The sequence below is a fragment of the Gordonia sp. NPDC003424 genome (assembly GCF_053588655.1).
Genome location: NZ_JBSFQJ010000013.1, coordinates 94,903 through 117,361, shown reverse-complemented (window position 1 = coordinate 117,361; position 22,459 = coordinate 94,903). Strand labels below are relative to the sequence as shown.

The window sequence follows — 22,459 nt, the reverse complement described above, 5'->3', positions numbered from 1 at the left end:
GCGGCTGAGATCAGCGCCGTGAGCGACCACCGGGGGGCATATCCCCTCGGACCGGGCTGACGGGGCCAATCTCAGCAGCCCGCCGGCGCGCGTCCGAACCGGATGCCCGGCTACTTCGCCACGGTGACCGGAATCGGGCTGGTGTCCACCGGGTCCACCCGCGGGCGGGCCAGCAGGGTCTCGATCCCGCGGCCGCGCAGCTCGACACCCTCGCCGATGTCCCAGTTCTCGGCTTCCTCCGGTGACGCCAGGAACACCGCACGGGCCGACCCGAGGACCCGGGTGGGCTCGTCCTTGGCGAGTTCGGTCAGCCGGGCCGCCTCGTTCACCGGGTCACCGATGACCGTGTACTCCAGCCGCTGCTCGGAGCCGATGTGTCCGGCGATCGCCTTGCCGGCGGAGACGCCGATGCCGATGTCGGTGTCGCCGAGCGTCCGGTACAGCTCGATGCGCAGTTCGCGTGCCGACGCCAGGGCCCGGCCGGCGAAGTCGTCGAGGTCCAGCGGCGCACCGAAGATCGCCAGGGCCGCGTCACCCTGGAACTTGTTGACGAACCCGCCGTGCCGGCCCACGACCGCCACCACGACCCGGAAGAACTCGTTGAGCAATTCGACGACCTCGCGTGGCGGCCGATTGACCGCGAGCCGTGTCGAGCCGACGATGTCGACGAACAGGACCCCGACGTAGCGTTCCTCGCCGCCGAGCTCGGTGCCCGTCTCGATCGCGCGGCGGGCGACGTCCTCGCCGACGTAGCGGCCGAACAGGTTGCGCAGCTGCTGCCGCTCCCGGAGATCGGCGACCATGTCGTTGAAGCCGGCCTGCAGCAGCCCGAGGTCGCTGCCGTCGTAGATCTTCACGGCGACGTTCAGGTCGCCGTCGCTGACCTTGCTCTGCGCACGACGCAGCTGCTTGATCGGGTCGTTGATGGCCGCGACCACGCGCACGATCGCGATGAGGCTGAACGCCAGCGCCGACGCCGACATCCACAGGATGGGACGCTGCAGCCCGGTGGCATCGGTGTCGATCCATCCGAGGCGCTGCATGGTGATCAACCCGATGATCACCGCGAGCGGCGCCACCACACTGATCACCCAGAACACCGCGATACGGGTGGTCACGCCGGGCGCGACGGCCGCATCGGGGTCGTTGGCCATCGCCGCGACGGTGATCGGCCGCAGGACCTTCTCGGCCTGCATGTAGGAGAGCACACAGGTCACCAGCGCACCGATCGCCGACGCCATCGCGACGATGAACGCGTCCTTGTGTGACACCGCGAAGTTGACGAGGGTGAACAGCACACCGCCGATGACCCACAGCGCCGCGTTCACGACGGTCAGCAGGTACGGCAGTTTCAGTGCGCGGCGACGGGCGGTCTCGTTGTCGAGCCGGGTCCGTCGCCGATGCCAGATGAGCACCGGTAGCGACAGTTGGATCGACGCGATGGCGCCGACCAGCATCGCGACCACCAGGTAGATCGCGAAGATCGCCTGGTTGAGTGCGGTGATCTCGTCGAACCGGATCGAATCCTCGAGTGGCATGCCGAACCGGAGGAACGCGAAGGTGAACAGGGCCCCGATGACGTTCGCGCGGAGCATGTCGAGGGCAAGGATCGGCCACGGGGTGTGCACCAGCCAACGACCCAGGTGCTGGGCCTTTGACCACCGGGACCGACGTTCAACCACACGTTCTAAAATAGCTGGCTGCTTGCAATTGTTAAACACGCGCGACATCCGGACATGTCTGATCTGCGCGTTAGTGTGTCGATGTGACGAATGTCTTCGAGCGCCTCATCGGTCAGTCGGCGGTGGCCGACGAGCTGCGCGCGGCGGCGTGGGCCGCGCGTGGTGTGTCCGCGCGACTCGATGAGGCCGACATGGGTTCGCTCAGTATGTTCTCGGACGGCTCGGCCGACACCGGCGCCGCCCCGGACGGACAGTCCCGGGCGGCCATGACCCACGCGTGGCTGTTCACCGGGCCGCCGGGCAGCGGCCGGTCGGTCGCCGCGACCTGTTTTGCCGCGGCCCTGCAGTGCCATTCCGACGACGAGGTCGGCTGCGGCGAATGCCGGGCATGCGTGACGGCGATGGCGCAGACGCATGCCGACATCCGGCACATCGTGCCGCAGGGGCTGAGCCTGTCGGTGGACTCGATGCGCGAGATCGTGCAGACGGCGTCCCGCCGGCCGGGGACCGGGCGCTGGCAGATCGTCATCGTCGAGGACGCCGATCGGCTCACCGAGCAGGCGGCCAACGCGTTGCTGAAGGTCGTCGAGGAACCGCCCTCGCGGACGGTGTTCCTGTTGTGCGCGCCGTCGGTGGATCCGGAGGACATCTCGGTGACCCTGCGGTCACGTTGTCGGCACGTCGCGCTGACCACCCCGTCGGTCGCCGACATCGAGCGGGTGCTCGTCGAGCGTGACGGTCTGTCAACCGAGGATGCGGCGTGGGCGGCGTCGGTGTGCGGCGGTCACATCGGCCGGGCCAAACGACTCGCGACCGATCCCGACGCCCGGGCACAACGCGAGAAGGCGCTCGGCCTGGCCCGTGCGGCGACCCGGGACGCCACCGCCTACGCGGCGGCCGAGGAACTGGTCCGCTCGGCCGAGGCTGCGGCCAAGGCGATCAGCGCCGAACTCGACGAGGCCGAGACCGAGGAGATGAAGACCGCGCTCGGCGCCGGCGGAACGGGTAAGGGCACCGCGCGGCCGCCGCGCGGCACCGCCGGTGCGCTCAAGGAACTCGAGCGCAAGCAGAAGTCCCGGGCCACCCGGGTCTCGCGTGACGTGCTCGACCGCGCGCTCGTCGATCTGGCGGCGCTGTTCCGCGACGCCCTCGTCGTCTCGGTCGGCGCGCAGGTCACCGCGATGCATCCCGACAAGGCCGGTGACCTCGTCGCACCGATGGCCGGGTTCGCGTCGTCGGAGCAGTTGCTGCGTTGCGTGGAAGCGGTACTCGAATGCCGCACCGCGCTGGACATGAACGTGAAACCGAAGTTCGCGGTCGATTCGATGGTTGCGACGATCGGGCTCGTGATGCGGGGCGAACCGGCGGGTATCTGACCGATCCGGCGATTGCAGGTTCGTCGCCGAGGGTTACGAGTCCTTAATCAGGCAGCAACAGCCGGGTCCTAACGTCGGCGATCATGAGTGCAGCGGAGCGGCCGCCGGGCACCGGCATCGACATCACGAATCTCACCAAGACCTTCACGACGCGTTCGGCGCGCGGCCGGCAGGCGGTGACCGCGCTCGACGACGTCACGATCGCCACGCCCGAAGGCTCGTTCCTCTCGCTGCTCGGACCGTCCGGCTGCGGCAAGTCCACCGTCCTGCGCATTCTCGCCGGACTCGAACAGCCGACATCCGGATCCGCACTGATGAACGGTCAATCGCCCGCCGAGCTGCAGCGCAACCACGAACTCGGCATCGCGTTCCAGGACTCGGCGCTGCTGCCGTGGCGCTCGGTGGAGTCGAACATCCGTCTGCCGTTGCAGGTAGGGCATCTACCCGCCGACGACGGGCTCGTCGCCGACCTCATCGACCTGGTCGGACTCACCGGATTCGAGAAGTCCAAGCCGGCGACGCTGTCCGGCGGCATGCGCCAGCGGGTGTCGATCGCGCGGGCGCTCGTCGTCAAACCCACCGCACTGTTGCTCGACGAACCGTTCGGCGCGCTCGACGACATGACGCGTCAGCGGCTGAACATCGAGCTGCTGCGGATCTGGACCGAGAAGCCCGCGACGACACTGATGGTCACCCACGGCATCGCCGAGGCGGTGTTCCTCTCCGACATCGTCGCGGTGATGAGTCCCCGGCCGGGCCGCGTGATCGAGATGCTGCCGATCGACCTGCCACGCCCGCGTGTGCCGGAGATGCTGCGCACCCCCGAGTTCCACGCCATCCACGATCATCTCTCCGGACTCCTGTTCGGCGGCAGGGCTTCCGGAGCATCTGTCGACGACGTCGCCGGGGCCGGGGTGCCGAGTGCCTGATCTCGCCGGCAGTCGATGGGTGGCCGGGCTGGCCGGCATCGTCGGAGTGATCGCGGTGTGGTGGATCGCCGGCGCGCTCCGATGGTTCGGCGGCACCATCCCCACGCCGGGCGCGGTGCTTTCCACGATCGCCGACACCGGGGCGTCGTTCTATGTCGAGAACTTCTCCACCACAGTCGAACTCGCCCTGCGCGGCTTCCTGTGGGGCAACGCCCTGGCCATCGTGCTGGCGATCCTGGTCGTGGTGATCCCGCCGATCGAGGGGCTGGCCACCCAACTCGCGATCATCTCCTACTGCACCCCGATCATCGCCGTGGCGCCGATCATCCAGGTGGCGTTCACCCAGGTGCAGACGATGATCGTGTTCCTCGCCGCGATCTCGGTGTTCTTCACCACCATGATCGGCACGCTCACCGGACTGCGGTCACCGCATCAGGGCAGCCTCGACCTGGTGCGGGTGTACGGCGGCGGCCGCATCGCCCAGTTGTGGCGGGTGCGGTCGGTGTCGGCGCTGCCGAACACGTTGGCCGCCATCAAGATCGCCGCGCCCGCAGCGGTGCTCGGCGCGGTGCTCGGCGAGTTCCTGGCCATGCCCGACAAGGGCGCGGGGCCGGCGATGATCGTCGCGCAGCAGCGCGGCGACATCCCGCAGGTGTGGGCCATCGCGCTGATCAGCGGGGCGATCGCCGGCATCGGCTATGCGGTCGTCGCGGTGATCGCGCAGTTCGCCACCCGCTGGGCCGCGGGCTCCGAGGTGTTCGCGTGACCGCCGGCGCGACCTGGAACATCGCGAAGTTCCTGGGTTCGCTGCTGGTTTCGTTCCTCTTGATCCTGGTGGTCTGGTGGCTGTTCCTGCTGGCCTTCCCCGACATCGGACCGATCATCGGGAAGACCCCGGCCGATGTGTTCGCCTACCTGTTCACCGCTCCGGATGCCGCGGCCAACCGGGCGGAGATCCTAGGCAACCTGCGGATCACATTGGTGGACGCGGCAATCGGGTTCGTGACGGGCATGGTCGCGGCGATCGTGGTGGCCGCGGTGTTCGTGATGTCGCGGCCGGCGGCACAGACCTTCATGCCGATCGCCATGCTGCTGCGCTCGGTGCCGCTGGTCGCGATGACCCCGCTGATCACCCTCGTCGTCGGGCGCGGCATCGGCGTGGTCGCCGTGATGGGCGGCATCGTGGTGTTCTTCCCGGCGCTCGTGATGATCATGACCGGATTGGCCGCTGCGCCACGGCAGATCAACGACGTCATCACCGTCTACGGCGGCACGCGGGTGACGTCGCTGCGGCAGGCGGCGCTCCCGTCGGCGGTGCCGTCGTTGTTCAGCGCGGCCAAGGTGTCGGTGCCGGGTGCGCTGGTCGGCGCGACCGTCGCCGAATGGCTGGGCACCAACAAGGGTTTGGGCGCGACCCTGCAGCAGGCGCTGCCCGCGGCGGCCTACAACGAGCTGTGGGCGTCGGTGCTGGTCATCACCGTCGCGTCGATTCTGCTGTACGCGATCGTGGGCGTCGTCGAATCGGTGGTTCTGGCGCAGATGGGTATGACCCCGAGATGAGTGTTCGGGTAGTGATCGAGAAGGTTCGATGAAAGGGTGAACAGGGTGGGAAAATCATTGGGTAACAGCACTTTTGATCGTCGGTCTTTCCTCCGGTATTCGATGATGGCCGGTGGTGCCGCGGGTGCGCTGGGCCTGAGCGGCGTCGTGGCCGCATGTAGCAGCGGTGGCGACTCGTCCTCGTCGGGTGCGTCGTCGACCAACCCCAAGGTGCAGCTGTCGTGGCAGAAGAACATCGAATTCGCCGGTGAATACTGGGCATTGGAGAAGGGCTACTACGACCAGGCCGGTGTCGGGACACCGGAGTTGATCACCGGCGGCGGCGCCGGCACCGGCGTGGAGACGGGCCTGACCTCGAACAAGGTGTGGATCGGCATGACCGCACCGCAGCTCACCGCACCGGTCATCCTGCAGGGTGCGCAGCTGAAAACCGTTGCGGCGACGTATCAGAAGAACCCGTTCTGCATCGTGTCGTCGGCGACGAAACCGATCACCAGCCCAGAGGAGATGAAGGGCAAGAAGATCGGGGTGCAGGCGTCCAACGAGAACGTCTTCAAGGCGCTGCTGACCGCCAACAACATGACCGAGGCCGACGTCCAGAAGATCACCGTCCAGTACGACCCGACGCCGCTGACCACCGGCGACGTCGACGGCTGGGTCAGCTATGTCACCAACGAGCCGATCACGTTGGCCGCCTCCGGTTTTCCCAACACCAACTTCCTCTTCGCGGACTTCAACCTGCCGCTGGTGGCCGAGACGCTGGTGGTCCGGCAGGAGACCATCGACAACGAGCGCGACAAGCTCAAGGCATTCCTCAAGGCCGACATCGCGGGCTGGTACGACGCCATCGCCGACCCGGCCGGATCGGCGAACCTGGCGGTCACCAAGTACGGCAAGGACCTCAAACTCGACGAGGCCGAACAGACCAAGGAGGCCACCGCGCAGAATGCGCTGATCGTGTCCGCGGACACGAAGGCCAACGGCATCCTGACGATGACCGACGCTCTCATCGCGGAGAACATGGTGGCGTTGGAGAAGGCCGGGTACACCCTGAAGCCCGAGCAGATCTTCGACCTGTCGTTGATCAAGGAGGTCTACCAGGAGAACCCGGACCTCAAGCGCCCCATCTGACCTGGACTGCTCTCAGGTCAGCGGCCCGGTCGGCAGCTTGGGCCGCACCAGTTTGCCGGTCGGGTTGCGGGGGAGTTCCTCCACGAGCACGACATCTCGGGGCACCTTGTAGCGCGCGAGATTCGAGCGGACATGGCTGCGGATGTCGTCGGGCTGCGGATCGGTGTCCGGCGCCGGCACGATGAATGCCCGCAGGCGGGTGCCGAACTCCTCGTCGTCGACGCCGATCACCGCCACGTCGGCGACATCGGGATGTTCGGCGAGGAGATTCTCCACCTCGAGCGGGTACACATTCTCACCGCCCGACACGATCATGTCGTCGTCGCGGCCGTCGATGAACAGCAGACCGTTCTCGTCGAACCGGGCCATGTCGCCGGTCGACATGTAGCCGTCGATGATCTGCTTGTTGCGCCCGTCGGTGTAGCCCTCGAACGGTGAACCGTTGCGCACGAACAGGCGGCCACGAATGTTGTTGCCGGTGATGCGCTGGTCGTTCTCATCGAAGAGCGCGAGGCGGCTGCTGACCGGTGCGCGCCCGACCGTTCCCGGCGCCAGGCGCAGTTCGTGCGGCTGGGCGATCGACGCGATCGCGACCTCGGTGGACCCGTACATGTTGTAGAGGACGTCACCGAAGGTGTCCTGCACGCGCTCGGACAGCGTGGGCGAGAGGGCCGAGCCGGCGATGACGATGATCTTCAGCGCGGACAGGTCGTATCGCCCGATGACCTCCGGGCCGAGCGCGAGGATCCGATGCAGCATCGTGGGCACCGCCACCAACGTCTCGGCGCGGTTCTCCGCGAGCGCCGCGAGTGTCTTCTCCGCGTTGAAGCGGCGCATCACGACGGAGCGGTTGCCCAGCGCCGTGCCGACGCCCCACACCGCGAAGCCGGTGGAGTGGAAGATGGGCGAGACGATGACCATCGTCCCGTCCTTCGGGATCGGGATGCGGTCGAGCAGCAGGGCGCTGGTGAACGGCGAGAACTTGGCCCGTTGGGCGCCCTTGGGCAGTCCGGTCGTCCCGCTGGTCAGGATCACCAGACCGGCGAACTCCTTCGGGGTCGGCGGGGCCGTGGTGTCGCCCGTCTTCACCACGTCCTCGACGGTGCGGACGCCGTCGGGCACCGGCCGGTCGCCGTCGGTGAAGGTGAGGTAGCGCGGCATGTCGGTGGGCAGGTCGGCGAGGACGTCGGTGAACTCCTCGTCGTAGAGCATGACCTGGACCTTCTCGCGTTCGGCCACCTCGGCGAACTGGGTCTTGCCGAAGCCCGTGTTCATCATGACGAGCCGCACCCCGGCGCGTCCGGCTGCGGCGAGCACGGTCACCAGTCCGCGATGGTCGCGGGCCAGCATGCCGATGACGCTGCCGGGTGTCAGACCGAGTCCCAGCAGCTCGTTGGCCAGCGCATTCACCGCCTGATCGAGCTCACCGAAGGTGAGGGTGCCGAGCTCGTCGGTGAGCGCGGGGGCATCGGGATGCTCCTCGGCACCGTGCTGGATGATCGCGGCCGGCGGGCCGACGGTCTTCGCGCGTTTGGACGCCGTCACCACCTGTTGCGGCTTGGTGAAGTCGAGAGCGCCGGCGCGGTGCAGCACGCGGACCGCTCCGATGGTGTCGGACAGTCCGTCGATGCGGTCGCGGATTGTTGGCATTGTCGGCTGGCCTCCGTTGTGGTCGCGCGGTGTGTCAGGCGCCACTGTAGACCATGAACTGACACGCGTTGTGTTCAGAATATGGCCCACGGTCCGGTGGGCGGGATTTCACCTCGCAGTCGCCGGTGACACCCCTCTGGGCATGTCTCCCAATTCCCGTTCCGGGTCTTGGCGGCTCGCCTACTCTGCGGAGCGGGCCGGGGCATCGCATCGGACGAGGAGGTCGGCATGGGCAAGCTCGACGGCAAGGTCGCATTCATCACGGGAGCCGCGCGCGGGCAGGGGCGTAGTCACGCGGTGAAGCTGGCGTCGGAGGGCGCCGACATCGTCGCGGTCGACATCTGCGCGCAGATCTCGTCGGTCGAGTACGCGATGGCCACCCCGGAGGACCTGGCCGAGACCGTGCGGCAGGTCGAGGCGTTGGATCGGCGGATCGTGGCGCGGCAGGCCGACGTGCGGGACCTCGACGCGCTCCGTGCGGTGGTCGCGGAGGGGGAGGCCGAGCTCGGGACGCTCGACATCATCCTGGCCAATGCCGGTATCGCTCCGGTGGGACTCGACGGCGAATACGTGGACCGATGGAAGGACGTCATCGACGTCAACCTCACCGGCGTCTTCCACACCGTGATGGCCGGCGTGCAGAGCCTGATCGACAAGCAGGCCGGATCGATCGTCATCACCAGTTCCACCCAGGGACTCAAGGGCACCGGCGGCGCGGGCGGGTCGAGCGTCGCCTACACCGCCGCCAAGCACGGGCTGGTCGGCATGATGCGGTCGTGGGCGAACTGGTTGTCGCCGATGAACATTCGCGTGAACACGGTGCACCCGACCGGCGTGGCAACCCCGATGATCCAGAATCCGGTGATGGAGCAGGTGTTCTCCGCGCTCGGACCCGACGTCGAACTCGACGCGGTCAAGAACCTGATGCCGGTGCAGTGGGTGGAACCCGTCGACATCTCCAACGCGATCGCGTTCCTGGTCTCCGACGACGCCCGCTACATCACCGGCGTCACCTTGCCCGTCGACGCCGGATTCAACGCTCGCTAAGGCTGTTTCGGTCGTCCGGCCTGCAGCGCGACCTCGAGGAGGTCGCGGGCGGGGCCGCGCAGCGTGATGTTCGGCGACCACACCGCCCGCAGCGGCCGCAGCATGCGCAGACCCTCGACGTCGACGCGGACAAGTCGGCCGGCGGTGATGTCGTCGTCGACCGACAGTCGCGAAAGCACTGCGGCGTCCGAAGAATTCAGCACCGAGGCGCGGATGGCGGTGACCGAACGCAGCTCGATCGACGGTTCGGCGGGTGTCTCTCCCGAATCCTGGAGGGCGGCTTCGTAGGTCACGCGCGTGCCCGAACCGGGTTCGCGCTGGATCAGCGCTGTCGAGGCCAGTTCGGTGACGGTGATGGTGGCGCGGGTGGCCCACGGGTGACCGGGCGAGACGACCACCACCAGTTCATCGCGCGCCACCACCGCGCTGTCGAGATCGCCGACGACGCCGGGACTTTCGATGAATCCGAGATCCGCCTCACCGGCCCGTACCGCGGCGATGACCTCCGACGAGTTCATCGGCCGCACCGAGATCTTCACCTTGCTGCGATGGGCGAGGGTGGTGATCCACATCGGAACCAGGTATTCCGCAACGGTTTTCGACGCCGCGACCACCAGCGTCGAATGGTGTGCGCCGACAAGCGCATCCACGCCCGCCATGAACTGGGCGCCCCGCTCGACGAGAGCGTTCGCCCACTCGAGCACCGCCATGCCGTTCGGCGTCACGTCGACGCCGCCGGCCGACCGGACGAAGATCTCCACACCGAGTTCCCGCTCGACGCCGCGGACCCGTGAACTCACCGCCTGCTGGCTGATGCCGAGGTCGCGCGCGGCCGCACCCATGCTGCCCAGCCGAGCCACCGTCACGACCACGTCCAGGGCGGTCAGATCGGGCAGGCGTTGTTGTACCACCTGCCGCGGTCAGGCGTTGGTGGGAGTGCCGCCGCCCTCGGTGTCGTCGGATGCCGGCTGGGTCGCCTCGATCTCGTCCGTCGCGTCGGTGTCGGCAGTGTCGTCGTCGTTGCGGAGCGGGTCGTAGCCGTCGACACCCTCGAGGACGGTCAGCTCCTGGTCGATCGCGGCGGACACGGCCTTCGCCTCTTCTTTGATCTTGTTGATGAAGTCCGACATCGTGTGCTCCTCGCCGCGTCGTCGATGGTTGCTTTCCACTATAGGGAGCACGGTGTTCCCGGAATCACTCCCGCCATATCTAGAATCAACGCTCTAATAGAGCGATAATTCAAATATGACCGAACGTCGGGCGCCGCAACGGGTCGCCGTGCGTCGCGAGCAGATCCTCGAAACCGCGCGGCGCTTGTTCGATGCCGAGGGCACCGCAGCGGTCAGTACCGCCCGGATCGCCCGCGAGGCCGACATCAGTCCCGGCAACCTCTACTACTGGTTCCCCGACAAGGCGGACATCATCCGCGCGCTATACGAACGGTGGAGTGCGGCGTCGGAGCCGCCTGTCGACGTGACCTGGGATGCGGCGGACATCCTGCGTGTGCTGTGGCAGTCGGGCGGCCGGCAGGCCTCGATCACCGGAAGCTTCACGTTCCTCGCCCGCGAGCTGTTCACCCTGCTGCGGTTCGACCCGGTTCTCGAGCACCTGTATCGGGAGAACATGGGTCGGCGGATCGACCTGTTGGAGGAGCTCGCGGCGACCGTCATCCGCGCAGGCCTCGCACGACATCCGCAACCACCGGTCACGCTCCGCGACGTCATCGCGCATCTGTGGCTGATCGCCGAGACGGCGGTCCCGTTCGCCGACGTCGTCGGCAGCGACCATTTCGATCCCCGACGCACCTACATCGTCGTGATCGAACCCCTGCTCACCGATCGCGGACGAGCCGTGGTCGGATTACCACCCCGAGGACTCACATCATGACCACCGACATGGCTCCAGACCGGCGCGGGGAGAACCGCCCGATGAGCGACTGTATTCTCGTCGCGCCGTGCTGAAAGGCATCGGCGTCGGCGCGATCGCCGTCGTGGTGGTCGGAGGTGGTGCGGTCAGTGTGCGCGCGGCGAGCAATGGCGTCTTCGACTCCGGCGAGGGCACTCCCTACGACCTCTGGTCCTCATGGCAGTCGCAACCGGGACTGCGGGGTGTCGTCGCGGCCGGTGTGCTGGCGGCCAACCCGCACAACACCCAGCCCTGGATCTTCGCAATCGGTGCCGACGGTATCGACCTGTATGCCGACCCGACTCGCGTCATGCCGATCATGGACTCCGACGGACGCGAACGGATGGTCGGATTCGGCTGCGCGATCGAGAACATGGTGGTTGCCGCGCGCGCTCGCGGACTGGCCGCCGAGGTCACGCCGATCCCCGATGGATCTCCCGGTCACGTCGCGCATATCGGTGTACGCCCAGCAGTTTCGGCGCCGACCGAGGATCTCGCGCCCGCTGTCGGGCGTCGACACTCCAACCGCGGTCCCTACGCCTCACGTCCCGTTAGCGCGGAAATCCTCGCCGCACTGGCGAATCATCCGGCCGGCACATTCGGGACGGTCGATCCGGAAATCGTCTGGATCACCGATCCCGACCGCAGACGTGCGCTCGGTGCGCTGTATGTCGAAGCGACACAGGCCATCATCGACGACACGCCGATGTCGGAGGAGTCGTTTGCCTGGTTCCGGAACAACCGCGGCGATATCGACGCGCACCGGGACGGACTGACACTCGACGCGCAGGGCATGGGTTCCGCCATGCTCGCTGCCGCGAAAATCCTTCCCGCACAGTCCCGCACCAGCGGTGACGAGTTCTGGCTGAAAACCACCCGCGAGGTCCACACGGCCACCGCGGCCGCCTATGGCATCGTCCGCGTGCCTGATGTGGGTGACCCGGAATCCCGTCTGGCCGCCGGCCGTCTGATCCAGCATGTGCATCTCGCCGCGACCGCGCAGGGCTTGGCGATGCAGCACATGAACCAGATCACCGAGCGTATCGCCCGCGACGCCGCGCAGGGTCACCCGGACCGTTTCGGTTCTCGGTGGAGCGCCATCATCGGGATACCGCAGAGTCGGGCGTTGGTGTCACTGCGGATCGGGTACCCGCAGCACTCTGCGGGGCTCTCGCCACGACGAGCGCTCTCGGACGTGACCCGCGCGTCGTGAGAGGTGCCCGGCATTCTCGTGGAGCCGCCCAGGGGAATCGAACCCCTGACCTATTCATTACGAGTGAATTGCTCTACCGACTGAGCTAGGGCGGCGTGCTGTGCAAGACAGCGCCCACGAGTCTAGCGACCACCTTGCTCACCCTCCAAACCGGACCGATCACCGCGCAAACGCCCAGGCTGCCACCTCGCTCCCAGGGTGCAGTCCGGGAACGAGGTGGGGGCCTGGGAACCAACCGGGTGGGCGGCCGGGGTCACGCCGGATAGTCGTCGTCGACGCACGGCACGGCAACCGGATGCGCCGGATCGAGGGCGTTGCGCACCAGCGCACCGACCATCGGGGAGTAGGCCATCCCCACATGTCCGATCAGCGACTTCGGGCACACGTTCTGCACGGGGAGATTGGCGACGTTCGGGCCCGGTGCCATCAGTGAGTTCTGCCACGGCGTGACGATCTGGTCGTGCGTGGTCGCCAGATTCACGTACCGGATCCCCGCGTGCCGCGGTCCCCAGTCGTTCTCGCCGGGTTCGCGGGACGCGGGCAGCCGGTCGGTGATCGTGCTCGTCCGCGAGTACCCGCGGTTCGGCGCCGACAGCCCGACGATGGTGTCGATGTGCGCCGCCTTGCCCGGCAGCTGCGACACAAGCTGCGCGATGGCCCCGCCCTGTGAATGGCCGACGAAGTCCACCTTGGTGGCGCCGGTCGCCGCGAGCACCCGGTCCATCAACGCGCCGACCTGCCGGGCCGAGCGGTCCTTGTTGCCGAGGCCGCCGACGCTGCCGCTCCAGCTGGTCTGCCCGTAGGTGATGCTGAAGACGCAGTAGCCGGCGTTGGCGAGCATCGGCGACAGGTAGGCGAGGTTGGCGGCCTGGTTCATCGCGGTGCCGTGCAACAGGATCACCGGGTCGCGGCCCTGCTTGTCGCGGCAGTCGAAGCGGTTGGCGCCCGGGGGTGACGTCGTTGCCGGCTTGAGGTAGTTGTCGACGATGGCCTGCTGCGGATCGGTGGTCGCCGGTAAAGGTGCCGCCGACGCGACCCCGCCCGGGGTGGTGGTCAGGGTCGCGACGAGCGATATCAGTCCGCCGGCGATGCCGAGTCGACGCATGCGGTGCATGAACGCCATTCTGCACGCCGGGCCGTCGTGCTTCAGAGCTCGGCGAAATTGTCCTGCAACTGGGTCAGCCGGATGCTGTTGCCCGACGGGTCGCGGAAGCCGGCGTCGATCCCGTACGGACGTTGCTCGGGCGTCTCGGTGAACTCGACACCCCGCGCGGCCAACTCCTCGTAGGACCGTTGGCAGTCGTCGGTGGTCAGGAACACCGTGCCGGCAAAGCCCTTGGCCATGATCGACCGGATCTCCTCCTGGGTGGCGGCGTCGATCATCGGCGGGCCCGGGATCGCCATCAGGACGATCGACACGTCCTCCTGCCCCGGAGGTCCGACGGTGAGCCAGCGGAAGTCACCCATCTCCGCCATCGTGACGTCGGAGCGGACCTCCATGCCGACCTTCGTCGTCCAGAAATCCAGGGCGGCATCCTGGTCGTGGACCCACAATTGGGCGCATGCGATCTGAATCATGTTGATCACCTTGTTCTTTCGTACATCGAGATTTCGATGTGGTGGTTGGTGAGATCAACGCTACGAGTCGTCGGACGCCGTGGTCTTCTTCCCGTGTGCTGTCTTGTCGACGCGGGTCGTCGGCGCCGGCCGGTGGTACACCCGCAGCACGCACGCCGGCACCCGCGCGTAGACATGGGCGGGCGGGAACGACGCGCGGTAACCCGTCGGTGTCTTGCCGAAGGCCTTGGTGAAACTCGTGGTGAACGATCCGACGCTCGACAATCCCACCGCCATGCAGATGTCGGCCACCGACCGGTCGGTGTTGCGCAGCATCGACGCGGCCCGCTCGAGTCGACGCGTCTGCAGATACGAATGAGGCGACTCGCCGAAGGTCGCGGCAAACGCACGTGAGAAGTGAGCGCGGGACAGACCCGCGGCTGCGGCCATGTCGTCGACGGTCAGCGGCTCGGCAAACCGAGCGTCGACGAGATCCTTGGCGCGCAGCAGATGTCGTGCGGGCGGCGGACTGGACATGGCTCGATTATCCGCCGTCGGCAGGCGTCCGCGCGTCGAGCGCCGCCAGCACGACCCGCCCACGCGGTGACAACTCGTACCCGACGTCGAGGCTGTGGGTCAGGCCGAGCGCCTTCAGCTTCCGGACGTCGAGCTTGAAATCGGGTCGTTCCCTGCCTAATTCGGCGGCGAGCTCGGTGGAGACGACCGCCGGCCGACGGGCGATGACGCCGAGCACCGCACGCGTCCACGGTCCGTGCGACGACCGTGCGTCGAGCCGCTCCAACTTCGCGACGATCCCGGCGAGGTCGTCGTCGGACACGGTGTCGTCCTCCCGCAAGGCAATCCGCGGATCGGGACCGGCCCAGCGCAGGCCGACCCGGAAGACCGGGTCGTCGTTGTCGCGGAGTTTGCCGATCGCCTGTGCCGCCGTGTCGAACCCGGCGCGGCGGGCGTCGTCGTCGGAGATGTCGTCGACGGTGATCTGCTCGAGGGAGGTCACCTCGATGAGCCCGGCACTGGTCAGGAACCGCGATGCGACCTTGACCCGCGCGGTCTTCCACCGGCGGAAGGCCAGGTCCACGCCGCCGTCCGCCACGCCGCGGGCCACCCGCGCGGGAAGAAGCACCTCTGCAGCCTACCCAGGATGGGGCCGCGCACGTAGGGTCGAGACATGACGGGATCCACCGGAACACCAGTCAGTGCCGCTGCGGCCACCGAGGTTCTCTCCGATCCGTGGCGGGTCCTCGCCGATACGCTCTACGCGGCCTTCAAGACCGGGAACATGGTGCGCGGGGGTGAGTTCGTCGCCAAGATCATCGATGCCGCCGAGGCCGCCGGACACCATCCGGATGTCGATCTCCGTTATGGCTCAGTGCATCTCGCAGTGACCACGCACAGCGCGCATCGACTCACCGAGGCGGATGTCGCCCTCGCGAATGCCATCGCCGCAATCGCGACCGACCTGGAACTCGCCCCGTTGCCGGCGCCGCCGGCGCGTTTCGAACTCGCCATCGATGCCCTCGACGTCGCCGCCATCCGACCGTTCTGGAAGGCCGTGCTCGGCTACCGTGACGAGCCGGAGGAGACCTCGGTGGACCTGTCCGACCCGGCCGGCATCCTGCCGGGTGTGTGGTTCCAGCAGATGGACGAGCCGCGCCCGCAACGCAGCCGCATACACGTCGACCTCTGGGTGCCCCACGATGTCGTGCAGGACCGGATCGCCGCCGCCCTCGACGCCGACGGGCAACTCCTCACCGACGAATACGCGCCGTCGTTCTGGGTGCTCGCCGATCAGGAGGGCAACGAGATCTGCCTGTGCACGTGGCAGGAGCGCGAGTAACTGAAATCAGCCCCGTGGGCGTCTTCCGAGGGGATATGCCCCTCGGAGGGGCTTGTCGGTGCCGATCTCGGTCACTCGCCAGGGCGTCTACGGATTCGATGACGATCCCGGTCGGTGAACCAGACGATGTCGTCCAGAACATCGTCCCAGCCATACAGCACATCGTCGTACGTCAGGCGCAGCGTCGGCCGGTCGTGGCGCAGCAAGGACTTGCGGTCGCGGCGACGATCGTTCCGATAGTTCGCGCGACTGGTGTGATGCAGTTCGCTGTCGCACTCGATCAGCAACCGTCCGAGACGTAGATCCGCGTGGCCCACGCCCGAGATCTCCGGTTGCACCTCGACGTGAAAACCTCTGGCGCGGAGCCGGACACGGACTATCGACTCGGTCCCCGATTGAGATCGGGCGTCGCATTTGTCCAGCAAGCGCTCGATTCTGCGGGAGGTCTGGGGGAGCTGTGCTGCGAGGTCGGGGATGCTGGTCCGCGTCGAATTGGCCACCGAATCGCAGACGGCGATCCAATCCTCCTCGGACAGGCAGCCGGCCGCGCACACCAACGCAGTCGGAATGTCATCGACTGCGGTGGTGACCGGCAGGGGACGACCGGGCAGAGCGCAGAAGTCCTGACGCTTGTCCCGGTGATGGCGGGACGCCCGAACGTGCAACGAGTCGTATCCGGGAGGAGTCCAGAATCCCCGCCGCCGCAACTCGGAGATACAACTCAGCGCACCGCCGCGCCCCACGGCCGTCAGGACGTTGGGATCGGCATCGGGCCTCGCGAAGTAACCCGGCCGAGGCTTCGTCAATGCGCCCCGACGTACTGCGCGCCGCAGATAGGCGTCGTCGGCGCCGTCACGGAGCAGCTCGGCGCGGCTGTAAACGCGTGGGTCCACACATAATCAGACGCGGCCCGGACGGAGTCGGCTCCGCAGTGACCAAAATCGGCCCCGTCAGGACCGTCCGAGGGGATATGCCCCTCGAAAGGCCCTGACGGGGCCGAACTTGGTCAACGACCGATGGCTCAGGCCACGCCCTCGGCCTTCGCGGTCTCGGCCACCGCGGCGGCGACGGCAGGTGCGACGCGTGGATCGAGCGGGCTCGGGACGATCTGATCGATCCGCAGATCGTCGGCGACAACCGAGTGAATCGCTTCTGCCGCAGCCAGTTTCATGCGCTCGGTGATGCGACGGGCGCCCGCGTCGAGCGCGCCGGCGAACACTCCGGGGAATGCGAGCACATTGTTGATCTGATTGGGGAAGTCGCTGCGCCCGGTCGCGACGATGGCCGCATGCTTGGCGGCCACGGTCGGATGGATCTCCGGATCGGGATTGGAGAGCGCGAACACGATCGCGTTGTCGGCCATCGACGCGATGAGCGACTCGCCAATCTTCCCCGCCGAGACACCGAGGAACACGTCGGCGCCCTCGAGGGCCTCCTCGGCACCGCCGTGCAGGCTGCGCGGGTTGGTGTGCTCGGCGAGTTCCTGCTTGACCTCGTTCAGGTCCTCGCGGTGGAAGCTGACGATGCCCTTCGAGTCCAGCACGACGACGTCGGCGACGTCGGCGGCCCGCAGGATGTTCGCGCACGCGACGCCGGCCGCACCCGCACCGGAGATGACCACCTTGAGGTCACGGATGTCGCGATCTTGCAGCTTCATCGCGCCCTTGAGTGCGGCGAGTACGACGATCGCGGTGCCGTGCTGGTCGTCGTGCATGACCGGGCAGTCGAGCGCCTCGATGACACGCCGCTCGATCTCGAAGCAGCGCGGTGCGGAGATGTCCTCGAGGTTGACCGCACCGAAGCTCGGGCGCAGCCGGATCAGCGTCTCGACGATCTCGTCGGGGTCCTTGGTGTCGAGCACGATCGGGATCGAGTTCAGTCCGGCGAACGTGCGGAACAGCGCCGACTTGCCCTCCATCACGGGCAACGAGGCGCGCGGGCCGATGTCGCCGAGACCGAGGACGGCCGAGCCGTCGCTCACGACCGCGACGAGGCGGTCGGTCCAGGTGTACTTGTTCACCAGCTCGGCGTCGGCGTCGATCGCGCGGGAGACCTGCGCGACGCCCGGTGTGTAGGCGATCGAGAGGTCGCGCTGGGTGTCGATGGGTGAGCGGAGCTCGACGGAGAGCTTGCCACCGGCGTGCGCCATGAAGATCTCTTCGTCGGTGATGGGCATCTCGTCGATGGTTGGTTCCTTGAACGGTCCGCTGCTGTGATCGATAGGGGCGTTGTCAGCCGTGTTGGCCACGGTAATTCCTCCTGGATGGCCCGCGATCGTCGGCGGGCCTCGACTCGCGCCACGGCGGCGGGGCGCTCCCGGTGAACTTGTGGTTCGGGTCGTCGCGGCCGTCGGGGGTTGTCCCGGCCGGCCATGACCACGGCGCCGCGCCGATCGGGATCGCCCGGCGCGGAGCCCGTCAAGTGTCCCACCGCTGTTGTGAGCCGATCAAGGTGACCCTCCTCTCGGTGTGGGCGGTCACAGGTTGTGCGGGACCAAAGTCCTGGGGTACAACTTGTATCTATGTCGTATGAAACTTCGGTGCCCGCCGCCGAACGCGTTTATCGCGAGGTCAAGGAACAGATCCTGACCAACACCATCGCCGGCGGAGAACTGATCAGCGAGGGCGAGGTCGCGGGGCGTTGCGAGGTCAGCCGGACCCCGGTGCGAGAGGCCTTCCTGCGCCTCGAGGCCGAGGGCTGGATGCGGCTGTATCCCAAGCGGGGCGCGCTGGTGGTGCCGATCGCCGACGGGGAGGCCGCCGACGTCGTCGACGCCCGCCTGCTGTTCGAGGGACATGCGGTGCGTGCCGTGATCGCGCACGAGGCAACCCGTAGTGGGCTGGTGCAGCGCCTCGCCGACAACCTCGCCGACCACCGGGCCGCCGACCCCGCGGACACCGCCGAGTTCTCCCGGCTGGACGCCGAGTTCCACCAGCTCATCGTGGTGGCGGGCGACAACCCGCTGCTCGCCGACTTCTTCCGCAGCCTCGGCGAACGTCATCGACGGATGACCACCGCCAGCGTGCACCGCGACCGGTCGGTGACCAGCCGCATTCTCGATGACCATCGCGACCTGATCGCCACGATCGAGAGCGCCGACGCGGACGCTTTCGCGACCGCCCTTGCCGCCCATCTGGCCGGGGTTCACGACCTGCGAGGAGGACAGAGATCATGACGCTCACGACGACCGAGGCGCCTTCGGGCGCGCCCACGACGCAACGGCGCTGGGTTCCCGTCGCGCTGGCGGTGTTCGCGGCCGCGTGGGGCGGCAACGAGTTCACGCCGCTGCTGGTGATGTACCGGCATGACGGCGGCCTCTCGGCGGTCGCGGTGGACGGACTGCTGTTCACCTATGTGCTCGGCATCGTGCCGGCGCTGTTGATCGGCGGGCCGCTGTCGGATCGGCTCGGTCGCCGTCCGCTGATGCTGCCCGCACCGGTCTTCGCCGCGGCCGGCTCACTGCTGCTCGCGCTTGGTCCGCACTCCCTGGCGGTGCTCAGCGCCGGCCGGGTGTGCAGCGGTGTCGCGCTGGGGCTGTCGATGGCGGTCGGTGGTAGTTGGATCGCCGAGATCTCGGCGCGCGATGGCGGAGGGCGCGCCGCGGGAGCGCGCCGCGCCGCGATGAGCCTCACCGCCGGATTCGGCATCGGCGCCGGTGTGGCCGGGGTCCTCGCGCAGTGGGGCCCGTGGCCGACCGTCCTGCCGTACGCCGTCAACATCCTGCTTGCGGTGGTCGCGCTCGCCTGGTTGGTCCGCAGTCCGGAAACGCGCGATCGGCAGGCCACGCCCGGACGGCTGATCGATGACCTCGCCATCCCGGGCGTCACGCATCGTCGTTTCCTGCTGGTGGTGCTCCCGCTGGCGCCGTGGGTGTTCGGTGCCGCCGCCTCGGCGTACGCCGTGATCCCGGCGATCATGTCGACCCGGACCGCGGGCGCCCCGATCGCCTTCGCCTCGCTGTGCTGTGTCCTCGGACTCGCGGCCGGTTTCGCCATCCAGACCTTCGGTCGCCGCATCGACAACCCGAACGGCATGCGCGGGGTGGTCTCGGCGCTGATCGTCGTCGCCGCCGGGATGGCTCTGGCCGCGCTGGCCGCTCATGTGCTGACCGTGTGGATGGCGCTGATCGCGGCCGTCGTCCTCGGCTGCGGCTACGGCATGGCCATGATGGCCGGTCTGCTCGAGGTGCAGCGTCTGGCGGGACCGCACAACCTGGCCGGCCTGACGGCGGTGTTCTACGGCGTCACCTACCTGGGCTTTGCCGTGCCGGCGATCCTGGCGTGGATCTCGGAGACCTACACCTCGGTCACCTACTCGATGATGTTCGGATTCGGGGTGGTGGCCGCTGTGGGATGCCTGTTGATCGTCGTCGCGGGACATCGGGCGGACCGGCGCGAGCGGACTGCCGTCGCCGCCTGAGGCCGAGTCGACGGTAACCTCGTCGTGATTCTTCTCGAACACGGAGGTTGCGGGCAATGCTGCTGGGGGCGTGGATCAGCCTGGTCACGGCACTGGTGCTGATCGTTCCCGGTGCACTGGTCGGGCGTCTGACGACGCTGCCGTGGCCGGTGGCCATCGCCGCCGGCCCGCCGATCACCCTGGCGATCGTCAGCTGGTTCACCGTCACCTACAGCGCGATCGGCATCGGCTGGAATGTGCTGACCGCCGCGATCGCGGTGGCGATCAGCCTGCTCGTCGCGTGGGGATATTCGGCGCTGCTGAAGACCCGGCGGCTGCGCGTTCTCACGCCGGAGCGCGACGACGACGATCCGCCGTTGGATCGTCGGGGCGTCGTCTGGCTGGTCGCGGGCGCTGCGCTGGGCGGGGTGATCATCGTGATCACCTGCATCCGGCCGCTGGTGAAAACCGCGTTCGCCGGCCTGAACAACATCCCGCAGGTGTGGGATTCGTTGTGGCACGCCAGTTCCCTGCGCTGGATTCAGGAGACGGGCATCGGCTCCGCGCTGCGCATGGGTGAGTTGATGAACTACGACACCCACGGCTTCAACTACTACCCGAACACCTGGCATGCGCTCGGCGCGCTCGTCATCTCGATCACGGGCGCCGAGCCGGTGGAGATCTACAACGCCTATTCACCCGCGGTGCTTGCTGTCACGGTGCCGTTCGGCGTCGCGAGCCTGGCGTACTGGATGGCCCGCCACCGCTTCGACACCCGGCGCTCGGCGCTGCTCGCCGCACCGGCGGCCGCCGTGGCGGCGCTGTTCCCGTCGCTGCCCTACGTCGAGATCGAGCTGACGTCGGTGCCCAACGCCGTCGGCGTGTCGATCGCGCCGGTCGCGGCGATCCTGATCGTCACCGCCGTCCGCGACCGCCGTCGCGTCGTCCCCGCCGCGCTCGCGCTATCCGGGGTCACGGCGACCCATCCTTCGGGCCTCATCCTGGCGGGCGTGATCATCGCGGTGTGGTGGCTGACCGAAGGCCTGTGGCGCCCGGCCTATGGTCGCCTCCGCGATCTGGGCACCCTCGTGGTGACCGGTGTGCTGACCCTGATCCTGATCGCGCCGGTCATCTACGGCACCATCAGGGTGTCCGACACCAACACGTTGCCGTTCTTCGACTTCCGCGAGGAGACGGTCGGTGTGCTCGACGGACTGGCGCAGGCCGCGTTCAACGGCACTGTGCCGCTCGACGAGCACTTTCCGATCTGGATTCTGATCGTGCTCACCGTGATCGGACTCGGAGTGCTGCTGTGGATGCGGTGCTGGGCGGGCGTCGTCACCTGGCTCGTCTTCGTCTTGGTGACCGCGAATTCGGTTGTCGCGCTGGGTGCACTGTCGTATCCGCTCGGGGCGATCGGGGGCTACTTCTACAACTCGCCGCACCGGCTGACCTTCGTCGTCGCGATGTTCTCCGCGGCGGCAGCCGGAATCGCGCTCGGAGCGATCGCCCTCGCTGTGGCGCAACTGTTCTCGCGCCGTGCGTCCTCGGACTCGCCTCGCGGCGTCGGCTGGGTGGTGCCCGCGGCATTCGCGGTGTTACTGGTGGTGATCGCCGCTGCGGGGGTGTGGAAGTATCCGGCCAACGCGCAACTCGCCTCAAAGGAGCGCGGCGGCAAGTTCATCGGGCCCGACGACCTCGCCGCCTATCACTGGCTGGCACGGCAACCCGGCGCCCACGATGCTCTGATCCTCAACAATCTCGACCAGGGCACCGGCTGGATCTACCCCGTCACCGGCCTCACCCCGATGTTCCCGTTCTACCGGGCCAACGACTTCTCCCAGCGTCAGCGCGACCTGTTCTGGGGGGTGTCGCAGATCGGCTCGGACGCCTACATCGACGACATCGTGCGAGACATGGACGTGCACTGGGTGATCGACAGCCCGCCGAGTTACTGGCCGTTCCAGAACGGGGTGCCCGACCCGAAGAACGGTGTGCAGGGTGACCCGTTCCTCGCCCTGCGGGAACACGGTGCACCCGGACTGACCCGAGAGTTCCAGCAGGGCAATGTGACCGTGTACCGGGTCAACGGGTCGGTGTATCCGCCGGGCTGACGGGCTTCGAAACACAACTGCAGCGTGAGAGTGACTCGG

General features: G+C 67.7%; 22 protein-coding genes and 1 tRNA gene. 12 read left to right on the top strand and 11 right to left on the bottom strand.

The window, feature by feature from the left end:
* Positions 1–110 precede the first annotated feature (110 nt).
* A complete protein-coding gene (locus tag ACWDTI_RS18660) occupies positions 111–1,595 on the bottom strand; it encodes an adenylate/guanylate cyclase domain-containing protein (RefSeq protein WP_449739641.1) in 1,485 nt (494 codons plus the stop codon).
* 170 nt (positions 1,596–1,765) lie between these two features.
* Here ACWDTI_RS18660 and ACWDTI_RS18655 point away from each other — a divergent pair, with 170 nt between their 5' ends.
* From ACWDTI_RS18655 to ACWDTI_RS18635, 5 genes are all read left to right on the top strand, one after another.
* The gene (locus ACWDTI_RS18655) at positions 1,766–3,058 is read left to right on the top strand and encodes a DNA polymerase III subunit delta' (RefSeq protein ID WP_449739594.1); all 1,293 of its coding nucleotides are present in this window, start codon (positions 1,766–1,768) and stop codon (positions 3,056–3,058) included.
* Between the two features lie 83 nt (positions 3,059–3,141).
* Positions 3,142–3,987 carry an ABC transporter ATP-binding protein gene (locus ACWDTI_RS18650; RefSeq protein ID WP_449739593.1) on the top strand — a complete coding sequence of 282 codons (846 nt, stop codon included), beginning with the start codon at positions 3,142–3,144 and terminating at the stop codon, positions 3,985–3,987.
* Positions 3,980–4,753 (top strand): ABC transporter permease, encoded by a 774-nt coding sequence (locus ACWDTI_RS18645; RefSeq protein ID WP_449739592.1) that lies wholly within the window; start codon positions 3,980–3,982, stop codon positions 4,751–4,753. The genes ACWDTI_RS18650 and ACWDTI_RS18645 overlap by 8 nt, the downstream gene beginning before the upstream one ends.
* A complete protein-coding gene (locus tag ACWDTI_RS18640; RefSeq protein ID WP_449739591.1) occupies positions 4,750–5,547 on the top strand; it encodes an ABC transporter permease in 798 nt (265 codons plus the stop codon). Before ACWDTI_RS18645 ends, ACWDTI_RS18640 begins: the two co-directional genes overlap by 4 nt.
* Before the next feature lie 102 nt (positions 5,548–5,649).
* A complete protein-coding gene (locus ACWDTI_RS18635; protein WP_449739640.1) occupies positions 5,650–6,678 on the top strand; it encodes an ABC transporter substrate-binding protein in 1,029 nt (342 codons plus the stop codon).
* Between the two features lie 12 nt (positions 6,679–6,690).
* Here the strand turns inward: ACWDTI_RS18635 and ACWDTI_RS18630 are convergent, their stop codons facing one another.
* A complete protein-coding gene (locus ACWDTI_RS18630; RefSeq protein WP_449739590.1) occupies positions 6,691–8,328 on the bottom strand; it encodes an acyl-CoA synthetase in 1,638 nt (545 codons plus the stop codon).
* A 228-nt stretch (positions 8,329–8,556) separates the two neighbouring features.
* Between ACWDTI_RS18630 and ACWDTI_RS18625 the strand changes: the two genes are divergently transcribed.
* A complete protein-coding gene (locus tag ACWDTI_RS18625; protein WP_449739589.1) occupies positions 8,557–9,375 on the top strand; it encodes a mycofactocin-coupled SDR family oxidoreductase in 819 nt (272 codons plus the stop codon).
* Here the strand turns inward: ACWDTI_RS18625 and ACWDTI_RS18620 are convergent.
* Positions 9,372–10,286, bottom strand: a complete 915-nt coding sequence (locus ACWDTI_RS18620; protein ID WP_449739588.1) for a LysR family transcriptional regulator — start codon at positions 10,284–10,286, stop codon at positions 9,372–9,374. The genes ACWDTI_RS18625 and ACWDTI_RS18620 overlap by 4 nt on opposite strands.
* Before the next feature lie 9 nt (positions 10,287–10,295).
* Positions 10,296–10,505: a hypothetical protein gene (locus ACWDTI_RS18615; RefSeq protein WP_449739587.1), complete on the bottom strand. Its 210-nt coding sequence runs from the start codon at positions 10,503–10,505 to the stop codon at positions 10,296–10,298.
* A 115-nt stretch (positions 10,506–10,620) separates the two neighbouring features.
* Between ACWDTI_RS18615 and ACWDTI_RS18610 the strand changes: the two genes are divergently transcribed.
* Both ACWDTI_RS18610 and ACWDTI_RS18605 read left to right on the top strand, forming a co-directional pair.
* Positions 10,621–11,262, top strand: coding sequence for a TetR/AcrR family transcriptional regulator (locus ACWDTI_RS18610; RefSeq protein WP_449739586.1), 642 nt, complete (start codon positions 10,621–10,623; stop codon positions 11,260–11,262).
* 67 nt (positions 11,263–11,329) lie between these two features.
* Positions 11,330–12,493, top strand: a complete 1,164-nt coding sequence (locus ACWDTI_RS18605; protein ID WP_449739585.1) for an Acg family FMN-binding oxidoreductase — start codon at positions 11,330–11,332, stop codon at positions 12,491–12,493.
* Between the two features lie 19 nt (positions 12,494–12,512).
* Here the strand turns inward: ACWDTI_RS18605 and ACWDTI_RS18600 are convergent.
* The 5 genes from ACWDTI_RS18600 to ACWDTI_RS18580 form a co-directional block, all read right to left on the bottom strand.
* Positions 12,513–12,588 (bottom strand) — tRNA-Thr (locus ACWDTI_RS18600).
* A gap of 158 nt (positions 12,589–12,746) precedes the next feature.
* Complete coding sequence (locus ACWDTI_RS18595; protein WP_449739584.1) at positions 12,747–13,616, bottom strand: esterase/lipase family protein; 870 nt, start codon at positions 13,614–13,616, stop codon at positions 12,747–12,749.
* Positions 13,617–13,639: 23 nt separating this feature from the next.
* Complete coding sequence (locus tag ACWDTI_RS18590; RefSeq protein ID WP_449739583.1) at positions 13,640–14,071, bottom strand: VOC family protein; 432 nt, start codon at positions 14,069–14,071, stop codon at positions 13,640–13,642.
* 60 nt (positions 14,072–14,131) lie between these two features.
* The gene (locus tag ACWDTI_RS18585; RefSeq protein ID WP_449739582.1) at positions 14,132–14,587 is read right to left on the bottom strand and encodes a helix-turn-helix domain-containing protein; all 456 of its coding nucleotides are present in this window, start codon (positions 14,585–14,587) and stop codon (positions 14,132–14,134) included.
* Positions 14,588–14,594: 7 nt separating this feature from the next.
* Complete coding sequence (locus ACWDTI_RS18580; RefSeq protein WP_449739581.1) at positions 14,595–15,194, bottom strand: hypothetical protein; 600 nt, start codon at positions 15,192–15,194, stop codon at positions 14,595–14,597.
* 45 nt (positions 15,195–15,239) lie between these two features.
* On the opposite strand from ACWDTI_RS18580, the gene ACWDTI_RS18575 reads away from it, so the two are divergent.
* Positions 15,240–15,908: a VOC family protein gene (locus ACWDTI_RS18575; protein ID WP_449739580.1), complete on the top strand. Its 669-nt coding sequence runs from the start codon at positions 15,240–15,242 to the stop codon at positions 15,906–15,908.
* A gap of 71 nt (positions 15,909–15,979) precedes the next feature.
* On the opposite strand, the gene ACWDTI_RS18570 is transcribed toward ACWDTI_RS18575, so the two are convergent.
* Positions 15,980–16,801, bottom strand: coding sequence for a hypothetical protein (locus tag ACWDTI_RS18570; RefSeq protein ID WP_449739579.1), 822 nt, complete (start codon positions 16,799–16,801; stop codon positions 15,980–15,982).
* A 128-nt stretch (positions 16,802–16,929) separates the two neighbouring features.
* Positions 16,930–18,162: an NAD(P)-dependent malic enzyme gene (locus tag ACWDTI_RS18565; RefSeq protein ID WP_449739639.1), complete on the bottom strand. Its 1,233-nt coding sequence runs from the start codon at positions 18,160–18,162 to the stop codon at positions 16,930–16,932.
* A 267-nt stretch (positions 18,163–18,429) separates the two neighbouring features.
* On the opposite strand from ACWDTI_RS18565, the gene ACWDTI_RS18560 reads away from it, so the two are divergent.
* Genes ACWDTI_RS18560 through ACWDTI_RS18550 form a run of 3 tightly spaced genes read left to right on the top strand, consistent with a single transcriptional unit; the run spans position 18,430 to position 22,420 of the window.
* Positions 18,430–19,083, top strand: coding sequence for a GntR family transcriptional regulator (locus tag ACWDTI_RS18560; protein WP_449739578.1), 654 nt, complete (start codon positions 18,430–18,432; stop codon positions 19,081–19,083).
* Complete coding sequence (locus ACWDTI_RS18555; protein WP_449739577.1) at positions 19,080–20,327, top strand: MFS transporter; 1,248 nt, start codon at positions 19,080–19,082, stop codon at positions 20,325–20,327. Before ACWDTI_RS18560 ends, ACWDTI_RS18555 begins: the two co-directional genes overlap by 4 nt.
* A 56-nt stretch (positions 20,328–20,383) precedes the next feature.
* Complete coding sequence (locus tag ACWDTI_RS18550) at positions 20,384–22,420, top strand: DUF6541 family protein (protein ID WP_449739576.1); 2,037 nt, start codon at positions 20,384–20,386, stop codon at positions 22,418–22,420.
* The last annotated feature ends 39 nt before the right edge of the window (positions 22,421–22,459 follow it).